Raw genomic sequence first — 18,615 nt, 5'->3', positions numbered from 1 at the left:
AGCGCATCCTGTATAATTATCTACAAACTGATGTTTTTCAAGATAAATTGGAAACGTTTCAAAACGACAATGTAAATTTTATTTAAGATTAGACAACGAATAACATCACACATCCGGTTAATCCGGGCTACAGGTCTTCCAAACGATGTTTTTCAAGATAAATTGGAAACGTTTCAAATATGATTACTTTTTTTGAAAGGGAGAATAATCGTGAATTCTACAACCAGCGGGGTGGATCATTCCATCATCAAACCAAAACGCAAAACATGGAGCAGGTTCAAACGAGACTACGAACTGTATCTGTTTTTATTGCCGATCATTATTCTTTACCTCGTTTTTAAGTATTATCCGATGTACGGGGTGCAAATTGCTTTTAAGGACTTCTCACCAAGTCAAGGGATCTGGGGTAGTGAATGGGTAGGCTTTCAGCACTTTAAAGATTTTTTCAATTCCTATAACTTCTGGACTATCATCACGAATACGCTCTCACTTAGTTTCCTTTCGTTGTTGTTTGGTTTCCCGGCTCCAATCATCATCGCCATTATGCTGAATCAGATGCTGGGTAAGACATACAAGAAATTTGTACAGACCGTGATTTATGCTCCGCACTTTATATCTACCGTTGTGCTGGTCGGTATGCTAAATGTTTTTCTGTCTCCAAATAGTGGGATTGTAAATCACTTCATCACCTGGCTCGGTGGAGATCCCATTCTGTTTATGGCCGATGCAGGCTGGTTCCGTCCTCTGTATATTTTATCTGGGATATGGCAGGAGACAGGCTTCGCCACCATTATTTACCTTGCTGCCCTGGCCGGTGTTAATCCTGAACTTCATGAGGCGGCCATTGTGGATGGAGCGAGCAAATGGAAGCGCGTTTGGTATGTGGATATCCCAAGCATTTTACCGACAATTGTTATCCTGCTGATCCTGGCACTAGGCAATATAATGAGCATCGGTTTTGAGAAAGCGTTCCTGATGCAGAGTGATTTAAATTATGCCACTTCCAATATCATTCCTACCTATGTGTATGAAATGGGGATTCAGAAGGCTCAATATAGCTTTTCTACAGCGGTCGGCCTGTTCAATTCCCTTATTAATATTATTTTGATCTTCACAGTTAACAGGATTGCCAAAAAAATGACAGAAACCAGTTTGTGGTAAGGGGGAGTTTAGTTTGAACCAATTAACAAAGAGAAAGAGCAGTGGGGATGTATGGTTTGACATTATCAACTACATTTTGTTGACCATCATTATGTTGCTTATATTATACCCGTTGTATTTTGTTCTGGTAGCATCATTCAGTGACCCCAATTATATCTACTCAGGTGAGGTCTGGCTGTTCCCGAAAGGCTTTACTCTGGATGGTTATGAGCGAATCTTCAGTGATTCCTCCATATGGATCGGATATGGGAATTCAATACTTTATGCAACAGTGGGAACGTTAATTGGAGTAGCTGTGACGGTATTCGCTGCTTATCCGTTAGCTCGTAAGGATCTGGCTGGAAAATCTATAATTATGTGGTTTTTGCTGGTCACGATGTTCTTTAGCGGGGGGCTAATCCCAACCTACTTGCTGATCAAGGATCTTCACATGCTGAATTCGATGTGGGCACTGGTCATTCCCGGGGCTGGCGGAGTATTCAACGTCATCATCGTAAGAACCTTCTTTCAGTCCTCCATACCAGATGAGATGTGGGAAGCGGCTTCCATTGACGGATGCTCCAACACCAGATTTTTCTGGAGTATCGTACTGCCTTTATCCAAATCCATTCTAGCAGTAATGGTGCTGTACCATGTGGTCGGATTCTGGAACGGATTCTTCGACGCATTGATTTACCTGAATGATGGGAACAAATATCCATTACAATTAGTGCTTCGCAACATCCTTGTTCAGAATCAGGTCAGTTCGGGCATGATGATCGATGTGGAATCTTATGCAGCCAAGATGCGCGTTACAGAACTGATTAAATACGGTGTCATCATGGTATCCAGTCTGCCGTTGCTGATTTTGTATCCGTTCCTGCAGAAGTACTTTGTTAAAGGCGTGATGATCGGCTCAATTAAGGGATGATACTAGGCAGGGTCTTGAAAGGGGGGATGTCCGAAATCGGATGAAACTGAAAACATTATATGATTTTCGCTTGTAAACAAAATAAGGGGAGGTTATGTACTAATGAAATCTGTATTCAAAGGTGCGGGAATTGTAATGTTGGCTGGTGCGTTCGCAATAAGCGGATGCTCAGGAAATGGTAACGGGGCAAACAATCAAGCAGGTAATAATCAGAATCAGGAGACGAATTTCAATCAAACGGGTCTTCCGATTGTTAACAAAACAGTGTCTTTAAGGATGGTGTCTCCGAAAGCCTCATTGGCACCGGAGTTCTCAGAAATGGAAATTTTCAAACGTCTGGAAAAGGAAACTAACGTTAAAATTAACTGGGAAAATATTCCTGACACGGATTATACAGAAAAGAAAAATCTGCTGCTCGCGAGCGGCGATTTACCCGATGCCTTTTATACAGCCGGATTCACTGATTACGAGTTAATTAATTATGGTAAAGATGGAACGCTTATTCCGCTTGAGGATTTAATTGATCAGTATGCGCCTAATTTGAAAGCGCTTCTGGAACGACGCCCTGATATCAAATCATCGATTACAGCACCAGATGGACATATCTATGGGCTGCCATCCTTTGAAGAGAATAACCTGGGGACCAATCCATTCTTCCACGTCATCAATAAAGCATGGCTTGATAAGCTGGGACTGAAGGTACCACAGACATTGGATGAATATACAGAAGCTCTGCTGGCCTTCAAAACACAGGATCCGAATGGTAATGGGAAGCAGGATGAAATTCCGCTAAGCTTCAGACACATGCAGTGGTGCTCGGATATTGCCGGATTGTTCGCCGCTTTCGGACTTCCTGATAACCTGGAGCATCGGATTGTCCGTGACGGCAAGGTAATTTTCACAGCTACACAGCCTGAATACAAGGAAGCACTGAATTATTTCCATGAAAAATGGTATAAACAGGGACTGATCGATCCTGAGTCCTTCACTCAGGATGATGCACAGTATCTGGCCAAAGGTAAAACAACGGATGAAACGCTGGGATCTTATGTCTGGTGGGAAGTTGAAGAAGTTGTCGGAACCGAGCGGGCCAAGGATTATGTTTTACTGTCCCCGTTGAAAGGACCGAATGGTGATCAAAGTATTGGTCGTTCCAATGGCGGAGGCCCGGGACGTGGATCTTTTGTAATCACTAAAGCGAACAGCAATCCGGAAATCACTATGCGTTGGGTAGATCAGCAATTTGAGCCCTACATGACTGCTCAAATTCACTGGGGCCCACTGGATGTCGTCTACAAGAAGGATGAAACCGGGAAATTGGTGAACTTGCCACTTCCTGAAGGAACCTCTGCAGGTGAATTCCGTCAACAAGTTGCTCCTGGATCGGGCGCACCTGGTGTCATTACATTTGATGAATTCGGAAAAATTGTAGATATGGAGCCTCGTGCTCAGCAGCGTGCTAAGGATTTGGAGCAATACTACAATCCTTATATGGAAAAGGAAAACTATCCGAGTATCTTCTTTGAGCCAGAGGAATTGGATAAAATCAATAAAATTGAGCCTGAACTGATTAAGTATGTAAATACCCAAAGAGGAAGATTCATTGTGGACGGCGGTGCGGATGAGGCTTGGGACAACTATCTTAAGACGCTGGACAAGATGGGCCTGAATGAACTTATGGAGATCTATCAAAAGGGACTAGATCGTTATAATGCAAATCTAAAAAAATAAATATATAGAAGTTAGGTGGGGAGAAACTGTGCTTGATGTTATCGCTATAGGCGAAGTATTGATAGATTTTACGCCAGCAGGCCGTTCAACTGGGGGAAAAGAACAGTTTGAATGCAACCCAGGAGGCGCTCCGGCTAACGTAGCTGCTGCATTGTCCCGCCTGGGCGCCAAGTCGGCACTGATCAGCAAAGTTGGGGAAGATCAATTCGGTTCATTACTGTATAGCACGCTGCTTGAAAATGGTGTTGATGTAGCCGGCGTTTCAGTTACGAATGAAGCAAGTACAACGCTGGCTTTTGTACATCTGGATGACCAAGGTGACAGATCCTTCAGTTTCTTCCGGAAACCGGGAGCAGACACCTTTCTGCGCTCGGAGGATATCCCATTAGAAAGGATCAAAGCCTGTCAGGCGCTACATTTTGGTTCGTTGTCCATGACCCATGAACCTGCCCGTACGGCAACCCGAACGGCAGTCCGCAAGGCCAAGGAAGCAGGGGTGCTGCTCTCATTCGATCCGAATATCCGGTTTGCATTATGGGAGAGTAAGGAGGAAGCCAGACAGAATATTCTTTGGGGTATGAATTATGCCGATATCCTGAAAATCTCGGAAGAAGAGCTTGCTTTTGTAACAGGCAACAGCGATCTTGAAAAAGGCGCACAAGAGCTCCAGCAGCAATATGACATCGGACTCCTCGTCGTCACTTTAGCGGAAAAGGGCTGCTATTACCGGTTGGCTAGTCTGGATGGTTATGTGCCGGGCTTTAAGGTAAAGGCTATCGATACGACTGGAGCAGGCGATGCTTTTCTAGGCTGTTTGTTATACAGACTTCTGGAGAGCGGAAGTTCTCTGCAGGATCTGACCAGCCAACAAATCACCAGCATGCTGACTTTTGCTAATGCCGGCGGAGCGTTAGTTACAACACGGAAAGGGGCTCTTGGGTCTATGCCTACGACAGAAGAAATTAACCAGATGATAGAGTCCAGTAAAGAGAGTAATGCCGATCGCTTCAGACCGGGCTTTCATTTCTCACCTCCTTCCAATTGGGCGAATGATCCAAACGGATTAGTCTACTTTGAGGGAAGCTATCATCTATTCTATCAATATCATCCTTACAGTAGTAAATGGGGACCCATGCACTGGGGGCATGCTATTAGTGAAGACCTGGTTCACTGGGTACACGCACCTGTGGCTCTATTCCCGGATGAGCATGGGGCCATATTTTCTGGCTGCTGTGTAGTGGATTGGAATAATAGCAGCGGTTTATTCGAAGATTCGCACGGACTCGTTGCCATCTTTACCCATGCAGATACCCATCCGGAGACGGGGCAGCCGCGCCAGCGGCAGAGCCTGGCTTACAGCAGTGATAAAGGAGTAACCTGGGAGAAATACGCGGGTAATCCAGTGCTTTCCGAGGAGGGGATAGTGGACTTCCGGGACCCTAAGGTGTTCTGGCATCCGCAAAGTAAGCGGTGGATTATGGTGATTGTCGCTGGAGATCATGCCCTGTTCTACGCATCCGAGAATTTACGTGAATGGTCGCTGACTGGTGAATTCGGCAGAGAAGAAGGGTCACATGACGGTGTCTGGGAATGCCCTGACTTGTTTCAATTACCGGTGGATGATACCGGGCGTTCGAAATGGGTGCTGATCATCAGCATCGGAGATAATCCCAATTGTCCAGAAGGATCGCGTACGCAATATTTTATTGGAGAGTTCGATGGAAAGACGTTCATCAATGACAATCCTGCAGATCATATACTGTGGTTGGACTATGGAAGAGATAATTATGCGGGAGTTACCTGGTCCGATATTCCGGAGCAGGATGGACGCCGCGTAATCATCGGATGGATGAGTAACTGGAAATATGCTAACGAGACACCTACCGGCTCCTGGAGAGGGGCAATGACTTTGCCCCGCACCTTGTCCTTGACCAGTAAGGATGGAAGTATCGTGCTGTGCCAAATGCCTGTCCGGGAAATAGAACAGCTGCGTAATGAATCAATGAGCTGGAACAATGTCACGGTTACGTCGGAGACTCCTTTTATACAGCAGATGAAGAGTGAACTGATAGAGATTGAAGTAGAGATTAATATCCAATCCGGGGATGAGGTATCTATCCATCTGCAATCTGGCGGAGAGAGCGGAATTATAATCGGATATGATCCTGCTAAGGAATGGCTGTTCACCGACCGTTCCAAAAGCGGTCAGACTGATTTCCACCCGGCATTCGCAAGCCGTCACGGTGCCAGCTTGGCCGCTACGAATGGGAAGCTTAATCTGCACATCTGGCTGGATCGTAATGCAGTTGAAGTTTATGCGGATAATGGCCTGGTGGTGCTGACCGATCAGATTTTCCCGGACGCTCCAATTGAGAATATTCAGGTAAGCACAGGAGCAGGACAGGTTGTCCTGAATTCGCTTCAAATCCATACGCTGAAGTCCATTCAAATTCCGAGTGTTAGAACACGGCAGACTTCAGGGAGGAATGAGGCATGAGCAGCCAAGCTGTCAACCGGGGACTAATGAGGTATTGGGCCTTTGATGAGGGAACCGGAGCAAGTGCTCTGGAGAGCGTAACCGGAACTCTGCATGATGTACACTACGTATTTAACAATGCGGAGTTTACCGACCCTTGTACTCCGCTGTGGAGACAGGGAGTGTTGGGAAATGGCCTCTTCTTCGATGGTTACTCAACATATATCGCCCATCCTGTCCACGGGGAAGAGCATAACGGAGAGCCGGAATTTCTATCAGCTCTCAGCATTGGGGTTTGGGTTGCCCCGCGGACGTATGAATGGGGATATGAAAGCAAGCTCGCAGCTATCGTGAACCAGCACAATATGGATAATAAACAGGGCTTCCTGCTTGGCATGTTCCGTCACGGCTCCTGGTCCTTCCAAATCGGACTTGAGGGAGGAGAATGGGCAGAGATCTGGTCGCCGGACGGCTGTGAATTGCCGAAGAACGAGTGGTCTTATCTAAATGCTGTATTCGATGGCGACGATGGGGAAATGAAGCTGTTTCTCAACGGTAGAGTAATCGCTTCGTCTGCTGTGCCCCGCGGTTCCCGTATAGCCGCAGCGGACACGGATCTGCTTATTGGCAAGAACAATCACAGCAGTAAGCTTATCGAAGTGTTCAACCTTCATATGTTCGGCGGGATCATGGATGAGTTGAAGATTTATAACCGGGCCTTGAGCAATGAGGAGGCTGCCGCTTCTTATCAGGAAGTGTTGGATTCCGCACATGGAGGCGTCCGGCCGAAGTTGAACTATGACGACATCAAGCTGGATCGTACACCTCTGCTGACGGACCGGCACAGACCGCAGTATCATGTCAGCCCGCCGGCACATTGGATGAACGAGCCTCATGCGCCAATATATTTTGAAGGGCAGTATCATTTGTTCTATCAGCACAACCCGCAAGGACCGTACTTTCACCATATCCATTGGGGACATTGGGTAAGTGAAGATCTGGTACATTGGCGTGATCTTCCCGTGGCCCTGTCACCAGAGAAGGATCAGCTTGCACCGGACGGAATCTGGTCGGGAAGCGCGGCCTATGACGCGGACGGACTTCCTGCCTTGTTCTTTACAGCAGGTAATGACAGTGCTTCGCCGAATCAGAGTGTGGCGCTTGCCCGTAGCACTTACCCGCAGGATGGAGACCCGGAGCTGATAACGTGGATTAAACATCCGGAGCCGCTTATCGTTCAGAAGCAGGGAATGGGCGCATTCGGAGACTTCCGTGATCCGTTCGTATGGAAGGATGAAGAGGGCTGGTATGCCCTGGTCGGGTCGGGAATTGAAGGTGAAGGCGGGGCAGCGCTGGCATTTGCCTCAGAGGATATGCTGAATTGGATATACAAGGGCCCATTCTTTGAAGCGGATATTCAGAAGTTTCCTTATCTCGGGCCCATCTGGGAGCTTCCTGTACTACTTCCCTTAGGCACTGACAAGCAGGGGGACAACAAGCATCTACTGCTGGTTAGTCCTGTGGGAAAAGGTGCCGATGTTGAGGTCTTCTATTGGATCGGGCAGCTTGATCAGGATAAGCTTTCCTTTATCCCGGATCAGGAAGAACCGCAATTGATAGATGTCGGTGATTTTCATTTCACCGGTCCGAGCGGTATGGTGGATCCGAAGACCGGCCGGAATATTGTCTTTACAATTGCTCAGGGCGACCGTACATCCGAAATGGAATACAAATCGGGTTGGGCGCATAACGGAGGTTTGCCATTAAGCGTGTATTTAAGAGATGACGGGCGATTGGGCATCGAGCCGATTCAGGAGCTGCAATCGCTGCGGGGCGAGAAACGGTTATCGATCTGGGACAAGTCATTGGCTGAAGCTAATGTCCTGCTGGGGGATGTACAAGGCGACATGCTTGAGATTCAACTGGAATTGGAACCGGGCAATGCCGGACAACTCGGAATCAAGGTCCGGTGTACACCGGATGGAGAAGAAGAAACCCTGCTGTATTACGATTTCAATGAAGCTAAGCTCCTGGTCGACCGCACGAAAACAACACTGCATCCGGGTGAAAAGTGTAGGGGGATTCAAGGGGGCAAGCTGGAATTGTTAGGAGAGAATCTGAAGCTGCATATCTATGTGGACCGCTCCATGGTCGAAGCGTATGCCAACGGGTTGAAAAGCCTGACGACCCGGGTATATCCAAGCCGTAAGGATGCATTAGGGCTTGAGCTCTGGGGAGACGGTAAGCCATTGGTGAAGTCTATGGAAATATGGGATATGCAATCTATATGGTAACGTGAGCGCCTAGGCGCTCCTTACTATACCCGATGGGTAATGTAACTAACACTTAAGCCACTTAGCACTCCTCTTGATGGAAGCGCTTCATTCACACCTCTCTTACTTCATGACTATGCATCCTTGTATACGGAGAGTCATTTCAAAATTACGTATGAATGATTTCATGAATAAGAAATGATGAAGGAGGCTCGTTGATGAGAGAAGTCAAAAGAAACAAAGCATGGATCTCCAGAATGGTTGCAGGGGTGATGGTTCTTCAGCTTGTAGCTCCCGGAATCTCGGCTGCAGCCGAAGCTGGAGTGGGTACCCGGGAGGCGTTCACCCCTAAGGCTGACACAGGATTATCGGTTACGGATGCGGTCTATCCTATTCCTAAGGCTGACGAGGGGTTGTCAGTTACGGATACAGTCTACCAAATCCAGAATCCGGGATTTGAAACCGGGGATATGATGGGCTGGACAGTTGTCAATGGTGAAGCGTTCGGTCCGGACAGTGTATCGGACGAAACCACTTGGTGGGCGGAACAAATCCCGTACAATCAGGAAGGTGCTTATCATCTAAACGGCTGGAAGAATGATGAGGCTGCGACCGGCGTGCTTCGTTCCAGCACTTTCGAGCTGGGCGGCAGCGGCTGGGTCAGCTTCAAGCTAGGTGGCGCGAAAAATCCAAACACAGCCTATGTAAATATCGTGGAAGCCCAGACAGGTCAAGTGATTGCCCGCTACGGCAATAGCGCTTTTGCGGACGTTGGTTTCCCGAATCCCTCACAGGGCCTGCGGCTTGCCAATATGGAGCAATATAAGGCAGATCTTTCCGAATATCTAGGCAAGAAGCTGTATGTGGAGATCGTCGATAATGCAACTGCGGACTGGGGAGTGGTATTTGCGGATGCGCTCTTCATGTACCATGAATCCGAGCCTGCGGAAGGCATTGTTGCCACGGATATTAAGCCGGATATTGAATTAACCAGTCCCTATGAAGTCGATAATCCAGGTTTTGAAACCGGGGATATGTCAGGCTGGACGGTTGTCAGAGGACAAGCGTTCGGTCAGGACAGTGTATCGGACGAAGCCACCTGGTGGGCGGAACAAATTCCGTACAACCAGGAAGGGGCCTTTCATTTAAACGGCTGGAAGCATGACGAGGCTGCGACCGGTGTGCTTCGTTCCAGTACCTTCGAGCTGAGCGGCAGCGGCTGGATCAGCTTCAAGCTTGGCGGCGCCAAAAATCCTAATAAGGCCTATATAAATGTCGTGGAGGCTGAATCGGGACAAGTGATTGCCCGGTATGGCAATAGCGCCTTCGCTGACGTGGGTTTCCCAAATCCCGCACAGGGCTTACGGCTTGCCAATATGGAGCAATATAAGGCGGATCTTTCCGGATATTTGGGCAAAAAGCTCTATGTGGAGATCGTCGATAATGCAACCACGGATTGGGGCGTGATCTTTGCGGACGCCTTCTTCATGTACCATGAAGCTGAGCCGGCTGAAGGAATTGCCGCCACGGATATCAAGCCGGATTTCAAACGCTATCAAATTGAGAATCCCAGCTTTGAAACCGGGAACTTAACAGGCTGGACGGTTGAAGAAGGAGAAGCGTTTGGTCCGAACAGCGTGTCGGATGAAACCACCTTTTGGGTTGAACAAATCCCGTATAACCAGGAAGGCACTTATCATTTAAACGGGTTGAAGTATAACGAGACTGCGACAGGTAAGCTTCGTTCCAGTACGTTCGAGCTGGGCGGAACAGGCTGGATTACCTTCAGACTGGGCGGAGGCAAGCATACGGATCAAGTGTACGTGAACGTCATTAATGCCGATACAGGGGACATGATCGCCAGGTACGGCAACACCGAATTTAACGAGTCCGGGTTCCCGGATCCGGCACAGGGCCTGAGACTCGCGAATATGGAGCAATATAAAGCTGATCTCTCCAAGTATATCGGCAAGAAGCTATATGTGGAGATCGTCGATAATGGGTACGCGGATTGGGGAGTAATCTTTGCGGACGCCTTCCACACCTTCAATGAACTCGTACCGGAAGAAGGAGTCATGGCAGATAACATTATGCCGACTGAAATCCAGAATCCCGGCTTTGAAACCGGAAACTTAGAGAGCTGGACCGCCCAGGATAACGCTTTTCAAGTGAGCAATGATGCCCAGGCTGGTAAAGAAGGTAACTATTATGCCAAGTCCTCCTTGGAAGGACAGGGCTCGATTACCTCCAATATCTTTACGCTTCGCGGGACCGGGACGATTAACTTCACTGTTTTAGACATCATTAATCCGCAGGAAGCCTACGTGGCATTATATGATGCCGGCACTAACACGCTGCTTGAGAAGACCGGGAACGTCAGTGCGAATGAGCAGATATCCTGGAAAATGCAGAAGCACTACAATAAGAGGCTTTATATCAAGGTTATCGATCAATCCAATCAAGCCCGTATTTCCGTTGACGCTTTTCGAGCGAATAATACGGGAACCATTTTCTACATGAGCCTTGATGAAGGCGCAGGAAAAAAGGCGCTTGAGGAAGTAAGCAATCTTGAGCATGATGTAAACTATGTATTTAATGACGCCAGATACATGGACTCCAAAGATCCAAGATGGACTCTGCGCGGAGTAAAAGGCGGGGCCTTGCTATTCGATGGATACTCAAATGATATTGAGATCGACGCAAAGGATACCGTTCCTGTAAGTGACGCGTTAACGCTTGAAGCCTGGGTTGCCCCGCGCAGCTACGAATGGGGAGACGGAAACAAGCTGTCTGCTATCGTGAACCAGTCCGATCAGGATAAGACGGAAGGATTCGCTTTGGGGATGTACCGCCACGGTACATGGTCAATGCAGGTCGGAATCGGCGGACAGTGGATTCAGGTATGGGTCAAGGACCATCCTCTTGAGAAATACAAATGGAATTACGTTGCAGCTACGTTCGACAAAAAGGACGGAATTATTAAATTATATCTAAATGGTCAGGAAGTAGCTTCTCAGGAAACTCCTGTCAACGTTCCGGTTACACATTCTACGGAAAAGCTGATTATCGGAAAAAACAATAGATCTGCAGAGTTTGCAGGATTGTTCTCCTACAATATGTTCAGCGGACTTATCGATGAAGTGAAACTGCAGAACAAAGCGCTTACGGGGCAAGAGATTCTTGCTGAATACGAGAATGTGAAGGCGCTTCACGGCGGGATGGTTCCAGAAATTCCGAATGGTGACATTGACGAGGATCCTAGTGTATTTGACGGTGATCAGCACCGTCCACAGTACCATGCGATGCCTCCGCAAAACTGGATGAATGAAGCGCATGCACCAATTTATTATAACGGCCAGTATCATTTATTTTATCAGCATAACCCGCAAGGTCCGTTCTGGCATCAAATCCACTGGGGACATTGGGTGAGTGACGATATGGTGCATTGGAAGAATGTGAGGCCTGCACTTGCGCCGGAAGCAGGTACTCTTGACCCGGATGGTGCATGGTCTGGCAGCGCAGCTTATGACCGTGACGGCAATCCCGTGCTTTTCTATACTGCCGGCAATGACGCTTTGTCACCCAATCAAAGAACAGGCCTGGCGACTCCGGCAGATCTGTCGGACCCTAATTTGGAGCAATGGGTGAAATATCCTGAGCCGGTGACGGAGCAGAACGGAAACGGTATCCATAATGAGTTCCGCGACCCTTTTGTATGGTATGACCAAGAGACAGATAAGTGGTATCAGCTGGTGACATCCGGCCTTCAAGACTTCAGCAGTGGTACAGCACTGGTGTATGTATCTGACGATATGTACAACTGGGAGTATAAGGGGCCTTTATACGTTAGTGACAGAAATCTTTATCCGGAGCTCGGTACGGTATGGGAACTGCCGGTATTATTGCCGCTGGGTGAGGATAGTACAGGACAACAAAAATACATTTTCATGGTTAATCCCCATGAGAAGCCGGAGCAGGTTCCTCCAGCTGATGATGTGCTAAGAGATGTTGAAGTCTTTTACTGGATTGGAACCTGGGATAGAGATAACTTCAAGTTTATACCTGATCAGGACGCACCCACCAAAATGGATGTGGGAGACGGATATTTAACCGCCGAGAGCGGGATGGTTACACCAGACGGAAGAACGGTCGTATACTCCATGGTGCAAAATGTAAGAACGCCGCAGGCTGAATATCAGGCTGGATGGGCTCATAATCTGGCACTGCCCGTTTCCCTGAGCCTGGATGAACACGATGAACTTCGCATTGAGCCCATTGAAGAATTGCAGAGTCTCCGGGGAGATAAGGTAGTTGATTTCACGGACGAAAATTTGGCTGCCGCCAATCAATTAATCCATAATGTCAAAGGTGACATGCTGGAGATTGTGATGGAAATTGATCCGGGTGAAGCCCAGAAATTCGGTCTCAAAGTGCGTCGCTCCGATAACGGCCAGGAGGAAACACTGATTTACTATGACAAGACGAACGGGACCTTCAATGTGGACCGGACCAAGAGCAGCATTGATCCGGATGTACGCGTAGACGGGATTCAAGGCGGGGCCGTGGATCTGGACGGAGAGAATCTGAAGCTGCATATTTTCCTTGACCGTTCGGTTGTTGAAGCCTTTGCCAATGATAAGAAAAAGCTGACAACCAGAGTCTATGTAGGCCGATACGATTCCTTGGGCTTGCAGGTTTGGGCTGACAACGATATTACGGTCAAGTCCATGGAAGTATGGAATATGAATGCATTGACGGGTGAACCGGCTGCTCCGGTCGATGTGCCTGACAACTGGGACAACTCGGTGTATACCGATATTACGGAGCTGCCAAACCATGATTTTGCTACAGGAGACCTAACAGGCTGGATTACTGAAGGAGACGCCTTCCAGGATGTTCATGTGACCGATGCCAAGTTCTTCTGGGACACGATCTACTTCAATCCGTCGCATAAAATTCCGGGCGGCTATCATTTATGGGGCTTCAACGAAGAAGCCGGAGGTGACAGCTTAACGGGAACGCTGAAATCACAGAATTTCGTGCTTGGCGGGAACGGCAAGCTCAATTTCCTGGTTAGCGGCGGGCGTGATATCGATAAGCTGTATGTTACGCTAGTCCGGGCATCGGACGGCAAAGAGCTGTTTAAAGAGACTGCCACGAATTATGAGGAGTATCAGCGTAAGATCTGGGATGCTTCGCAGTATATCGGCGAGGAGCTCTACATTAAGGTAGTCGACCAATCTACAGGCGGGTTCGGACATATTAATGTCGATGATTTCAATGTACCGGTTAAGGTGCAGAATGCGGTGAATCCGAATAACCCAACTGACCCAACTGACCCAACTGACCCTGCCGGTCCACCTGACCCAACCGGTCCAAGTGAACCAGCCAACCCGACTGACACAGCCGTTCCAAGCAGTCCTCCGGGTAAACCGGTGGTTCCGGCAAGCAAGCCGGAGAGTCAGAATAGCCTGTTATTCGAGTTGGGAAAAGGCGAGCGACAGGTACTATTCCCTGCGACTCTGGCAGCCAATGACGGTAAGAATGCGCTGAAGATCAAGCATGCAGATGTGGAGATTGAAGTTCCCGCAGAAGTATTGAAGGATTTACAGGCAATGGTTACGGGCAGTGAGCTTGGGCAGGCGAAGATCTCTTTTGAAATGGAACCTTTAACTTCAGAGCAGAGCAAAGAGCGGGTTGGGCAAATTGGACAAAGAAATCAGGCAGCCATTTCAGTGGCTGGAGAGATCTACGAATTCAAATTGTCTATTGTAAAGCCCGACGGAACGAAGCTGACGCTTGAGAAGTTCTCCAAACCCATCACAATCAGATTGGGCTCACAGGAGGATTCCCGCCAAGATATAACGGGCATTTATTACATCCCAGATGACGGCAGTCTGGAATATATGGGTGGAACCTATGCAGACGGTAAATGGACGGCAAAGGTGAGTCATTTCAGCAAGTATGCCGTCCTTACTTATGATAAATCCTTTGAAGATGTGAATGCCTCTTATTGGGCCTATGACGTAATCAAAAGGATGGCAGCAAAGCAAATTGTCCTGGGTGTGAGTGAGACGGATTTCGCACCAAAGCAAAAGGTCAGCAGAGCGGAGTTCGCTTCCCTGATCACCCGGGCACTTGGAATAACAGGGACGAGCTTAACCGCATTCAAGGATGTAGAACCTGAGCATTGGTATGCATCTTCTATTGCCGCAGCATACGAAGCGGGGATTGTAACGGGAAGAAGCACAGATACCTTTGCACCTGAGGAAACGATAAGCCGTGAAGAAATGGCATCCATGATCTACAAGGCGTATCTGTTCCATACAGGACAGAATCCTGTCTTCGGTCAAAGGAGTAGTTTCAATGATGCCGGTACGATTAGTGCATGGGCTGCAGATGCAGTGGCTGCCTCACAGGAACTCGGATTAGTTACCGGGCGCGGCAACCAGTTATTCATGCCACATGAAACGGTAAATCGTGCGGAAAGCGCGCAAATCATCTCGCTGTTGCTGGATAAAGTCAATAAATAATGGCTAAGGGAAAGCCGGGGAGGCAAGGTGATGTCCGCCTTCGCCATGACTCCGGCTTTCTCTACGGTTATACCGAGTATCATCATACTCAAGAAGGATGGAGGAATTACTAATGAAAGAATTTTTTTATCGTCCGGACAACGCTTGGGTAGGGGATGTCATCCCTTATTATGAAGACGGAGAGTTTAAGCTATTTTATTTGCACGGGTGGAGAGACAACTACCGGGAAGGTCTCGATCATGGCTGGCATTTGCTTGGCACGAAAGATTTCGTGAATTACAGGGAAGATGGAGCTTGCAAAATTGAAGGCGGGACTGGCCACATCCTCAAGGTGGATGATGTCTATCATATGTTCTATTGTATTTTTCCTGATGGAAAACAGTTTGCCTGTCATGCCGTCAGTAAGGATATGCAAACATGGGAGCCGATTCCTGAAGACACTTTTGGTCCGGATGGCGAAATTTATGAGCTGGCGGACTGGCGTGATCCCTTTGTATTCTGGAATGAAGAAGAAGGCCAATACTGGATGCTGATCGCTGCCCTGGCGAAAGGACCGACAAGCCGGAAAGGCTGCACCGGTCTGCTGTCGTCCAAGGATCTCAAGCATTGGGAATACCGGGAGCCGCTCTATGCACCGAACCTGCATGTAGGCGCGCATGAGTGCCCGGACTTGTTCCGGATGGGAGACTGGTGGTACCTGATCTACTCTTCATATACAGGGCGTTTCGGCACCTTTTACCGGATGAGCCGTACCTTGAACGGACCGTGGATTACACCGCAGGAAGAAGCCTTTGATGGACGGGCTTATTATGCGGCCAAGTCAGTATCGGATGGACAGAAACGTTATCTGTTCGGCTGGAATCCGACGAAGGATGACGATCTGTTCGGCTGGAACCCGCCCAAAGCTCCAGGCAAAGACTATGACACCTGGGATTGGGGCGGCAATATGATTGTGCATGAAATTATACAACGCCAAGACGGAACGCTAGGCGTGAACGTCCCCGAAAGCGTTGATTCTGCTTTTGCCAAGCAGGTGCCTGTGGACTTCCATGGAGTCGCCGGAGACTGGTCGATCACGGACGATGTGCTGCTTTGTGAATCTCCTTATGCTTTTGCAGGTTGTATCACACAGGAGGAGCTTCCCGATCAGTGCAAGATTTCTACAGCCGTTCGTTTCTCGGGGGCGACCCAGGGTCTGGGGTTCATGCTTCGGGCCGGAGAAAGTCTTGATTTTGCCTACTATATCACGCTGGAGCCCCAGCGCAGCCGAATTACCTTCCGTGGGCCAATTATGCAATCTGAAGAGGGAGGTAAAACCTTCCCTTATGATGTGGAGCTGGAACGTCCGCTGAAGCTGCTGCCGGAACAGGAATATGAGCTGAAGGTATTTATTGACGGCACGATTTGCGAAATTTATATCGGCGGGGACGTGGCGATGAGTGTCAGAATGTACGACATTCAGCAAGGAAAGCTTGCCGTATTCGTTAGCCAGGGTACAGCAGAGTTTAAAAAGGTCAAGATAGAAACTCTCTAAGAGCTTTCGGAATAAGAATATATTATACAAAGTCTATTTGGTTACATAGGGCGCCCTGGCGCCCTTTACCCCTTAGTTAAGAATGTGGAGCCGGCGCTTGCGTAAGACTATGAGACAGAAGGGCAGCTTTTATCCTCCATTGCATACCCTCATGATATCGCTCCTACTCTAAAGGTACAAATAGATGTACTAGGTTCATTTATATTGCCTTCTTTGCAAATGGATCACTTGAGCTTATGATGGTTTCAAGGCTAATAACTAGATACAAGCATTGTTATATAATTAGCAAGCTAATGATTATTGCAACCTCATCCCTAAAGGAGACCCATTGAATGAATACTACGCTTGAACTGCTACACAATCATACCTCCGTTCGTTCTTATACCCGTCAACCCCTGACAGACGAACAACGGGATGCAATCTTTAAGGCGGCGAATCAGACTTCATCTTTCAGCCTTCTGCAGGCTGTTTCCATCATTAGAATCACCGATCCGGATCTGCGTAAAAAGGTGATGCAGCTCTGTGTCAATCAGCCTTATATTGAAGAAGCGGCTGAGTTTTGGATTTTCTGCTCTGACTTCAACCGGAATCATCAAATTGCCCCGGATGTTGATATTGAGTATATTGAATTTCTTCTGATCGGTTCACTGGACGCCGGTCTGATGGCTCAAAATGCCTTAACCGCAGCAGAATCCATGGGACTTGGCGGCGTATTTATAGGCGGGGTTAAAGCTAATATCAAAGAGTTAACGGAACTATTGAACCTACCTAAGTATGTGATTCCATTGGTGGGACTATGTATCGGTGTTCCGGCTGGAGATAAGCCTGCACTGAAGCCGCGGTTACCCCAATCCATGGTATTGCTTGAAAACCAATATCAGCCACTCGATAAAAAGCAATTAGCCGCTTATGATGAAACGATGCTGAAGTATTATGAGGGCCGTCCCGTTAAAGCTCCGTTCACCGTGAAAAAAGTAAAAGGATGGAGTGAGCATATACAGGATCATCTCGAAAGAAGTATTCTGCCAGAAATGCTGGAATATTTAAATAAGCAAGGATATGCCAATAAGTAAAAGGCCATCAAGTGATGTGGCGCCTGCTTTTAAGATAGCTTTTTAAGCAGATGGAGAGGAGCTTGTTGTAAGTTCTACTCGCGAATTTACTTAGCAGGCTAAATAGAATCATGAACGGATACTTGGGAGGAATCAAATGAAGTTTGGAATTATAGGTGCAGGGCCAATCGGGTCAAACATCTCTAGGAAATTAGTTGAGAATGGGCATGATGTGAAGATTGCAGATGCTCGCGGGCTTGAACATTTGGAAGGTAAAAAACTTACAGGAACATCGGTGAGTGTCGAAGAGGTAATTACAAATATTGATGTTCTAATCATATCGATCCCTTTCCACGCACTGCCTGGCATTCGTAAAGTTGTAGATAAAGCTGGAGAGGGAGTTGTTGTGGTTGACACTTCAAATTATTATCCTCAAATAAGCGGTATAATTGAAGAAATTGAGATCGGGATGGTTGAAAGTGTCTGGGTTTCAAATCAATTAGGCAGACCCATTATTAAAGCCTTCAACAATTTATTAGCCTATACTTTAGAACATGGCGGAACTCCAGAGGGCGGTAGTGGACGTATTGCCACAGCGGTTGCCGGTAATGATCTGCAGCAAAAGCAAAAAGTTATGAGTATAGTAAATGAACTTGGCTTTGATCCGGTAGATAGTGGTTCTCTAAATGAATCTTGGAGACAGCAGCCAGGAACTCCGGCATACTGCACAGAACTAACCAAAGAGGAATTATCCTCTGCATTAAAAAAAGCAAATAAACAAAAGGCTCCATTCCTAAGGGACAAAGTGATAGAGAACCTGTCAACAGCTGCAGGAAGATATTCACATGAAGATATTGTTAATTTAAACAGAGAAATATATAGTTAAATTAAGTATTCCAATAGCAGCTCCGTTTGCCCTCCGTCCCCGGCATTAGTATAACAAGG

At 47.6% G+C, this 18,615-nt stretch carries 9 protein-coding genes; all 9 read left to right on the top strand.

The features are described 5' to 3' along the window. The first annotated feature begins 210 nt into the window (after positions 1-210). The 9 genes from NSU01_RS26110 to NSU01_RS26070 all read left to right on the top strand — a co-directional run bounded on the left by NSU01_RS26110 (position 211) and on the right by NSU01_RS26070 (position 18,556). A complete protein-coding gene (locus NSU01_RS26110; RefSeq protein WP_042139106.1) occupies positions 211-1,161 on the top strand; it encodes an ABC transporter permease subunit in 951 nt (316 codons plus the stop codon). Positions 1,162-1,174: 13 nt separating this feature from the next. After that, positions 1,175-2,071, top strand: coding sequence for a carbohydrate ABC transporter permease (locus tag NSU01_RS26105; protein WP_042139105.1), 897 nt, complete (start codon positions 1,175-1,177; stop codon positions 2,069-2,071). A gap of 102 nt (positions 2,072-2,173) precedes the next feature. Further along, on the top strand, positions 2,174-3,802 hold the full coding sequence (locus tag NSU01_RS26100; protein WP_042139104.1) for an ABC transporter substrate-binding protein: 1,629 nt from the start codon (positions 2,174-2,176) through the stop codon (positions 3,800-3,802). Between the two features lie 28 nt (positions 3,803-3,830). After that, positions 3,831-6,299: a PfkB family carbohydrate kinase gene (locus NSU01_RS26095; protein ID WP_076243829.1), complete on the top strand. Its 2,469-nt coding sequence runs from the start codon at positions 3,831-3,833 to the stop codon at positions 6,297-6,299. After that, the gene (locus NSU01_RS26090; RefSeq protein ID WP_076243828.1) at positions 6,296-8,572 is read left to right on the top strand and encodes a GH32 C-terminal domain-containing protein; all 2,277 of its coding nucleotides are present in this window, start codon (positions 6,296-6,298) and stop codon (positions 8,570-8,572) included. The genes NSU01_RS26095 and NSU01_RS26090 overlap by 4 nt, the downstream gene beginning before the upstream one ends. Before the next feature lie 197 nt (positions 8,573-8,769). After that, the gene (locus NSU01_RS26085; RefSeq protein WP_144026072.1) at positions 8,770-15,084 is read left to right on the top strand and encodes a GH32 C-terminal domain-containing protein; all 6,315 of its coding nucleotides are present in this window, start codon (positions 8,770-8,772) and stop codon (positions 15,082-15,084) included. 112 nt (positions 15,085-15,196) lie between these two features. Next, the gene (locus NSU01_RS26080) at positions 15,197-16,618 is read left to right on the top strand and encodes a glycoside hydrolase family 32 protein (protein WP_042139101.1); all 1,422 of its coding nucleotides are present in this window, start codon (positions 15,197-15,199) and stop codon (positions 16,616-16,618) included. Positions 16,619-16,950: 332 nt separating this feature from the next. Next, positions 16,951-17,691: an oxygen-insensitive NADPH nitroreductase gene (gene nfsA / locus NSU01_RS26075; RefSeq protein ID WP_042139100.1), complete on the top strand. Its 741-nt coding sequence runs from the start codon at positions 16,951-16,953 to the stop codon at positions 17,689-17,691. Between the two features lie 136 nt (positions 17,692-17,827). Continuing rightward, complete coding sequence (locus NSU01_RS26070; protein ID WP_042139099.1) at positions 17,828-18,556, top strand: NAD(P)-binding domain-containing protein; 729 nt, start codon at positions 17,828-17,830, stop codon at positions 18,554-18,556. The last annotated feature ends 59 nt before the right edge of the window (positions 18,557-18,615 follow it).

Origin of the sequence: Paenibacillus sp. FSL H8-0259, from assembly GCF_037963255.1 — a bacterium.
GTDB lineage: Bacteria > Bacillota > Bacilli > Paenibacillales > Paenibacillaceae > Paenibacillus_AQ > Paenibacillus_AQ phytohabitans.
The sequence above is the reverse complement of the archived record's forward strand: the minus strand, read 5'-3'. Positions and strand labels throughout refer to the sequence as shown.

Excerpts from the sequence above, each read along its gene's own strand:
- NSU01_RS26100 (WP_042139104.1), top strand. The coding sequence starts at position 2,174 with ATGAAATCTGTATTCAAAGGTGCGGGAATTGTAATGTTGGCTGGTGCG.
- NSU01_RS26090 (WP_076243828.1), top strand. The coding sequence starts at position 6,296 with ATGAGCAGCCAAGCTGTCAACCGGGGACTAATGAGGTATTGGGCCTTT.
- NSU01_RS26085 (WP_144026072.1), top strand. The coding sequence starts at position 8,770 with ATGAGAGAAGTCAAAAGAAACAAAGCATGGATCTCCAGAATGGTTGCA.
- NSU01_RS26080 (WP_042139101.1), top strand. The coding sequence starts at position 15,197 with ATGAAAGAATTTTTTTATCGTCCGGACAACGCTTGGGTAGGGGATGTC.
- nfsA (WP_042139100.1), top strand. The coding sequence starts at position 16,951 with ATGAATACTACGCTTGAACTGCTACACAATCATACCTCCGTTCGTTCT.
- NSU01_RS26070 (WP_042139099.1), top strand. The coding sequence starts at position 17,828 with ATGAAGTTTGGAATTATAGGTGCAGGGCCAATCGGGTCAAACATCTCT.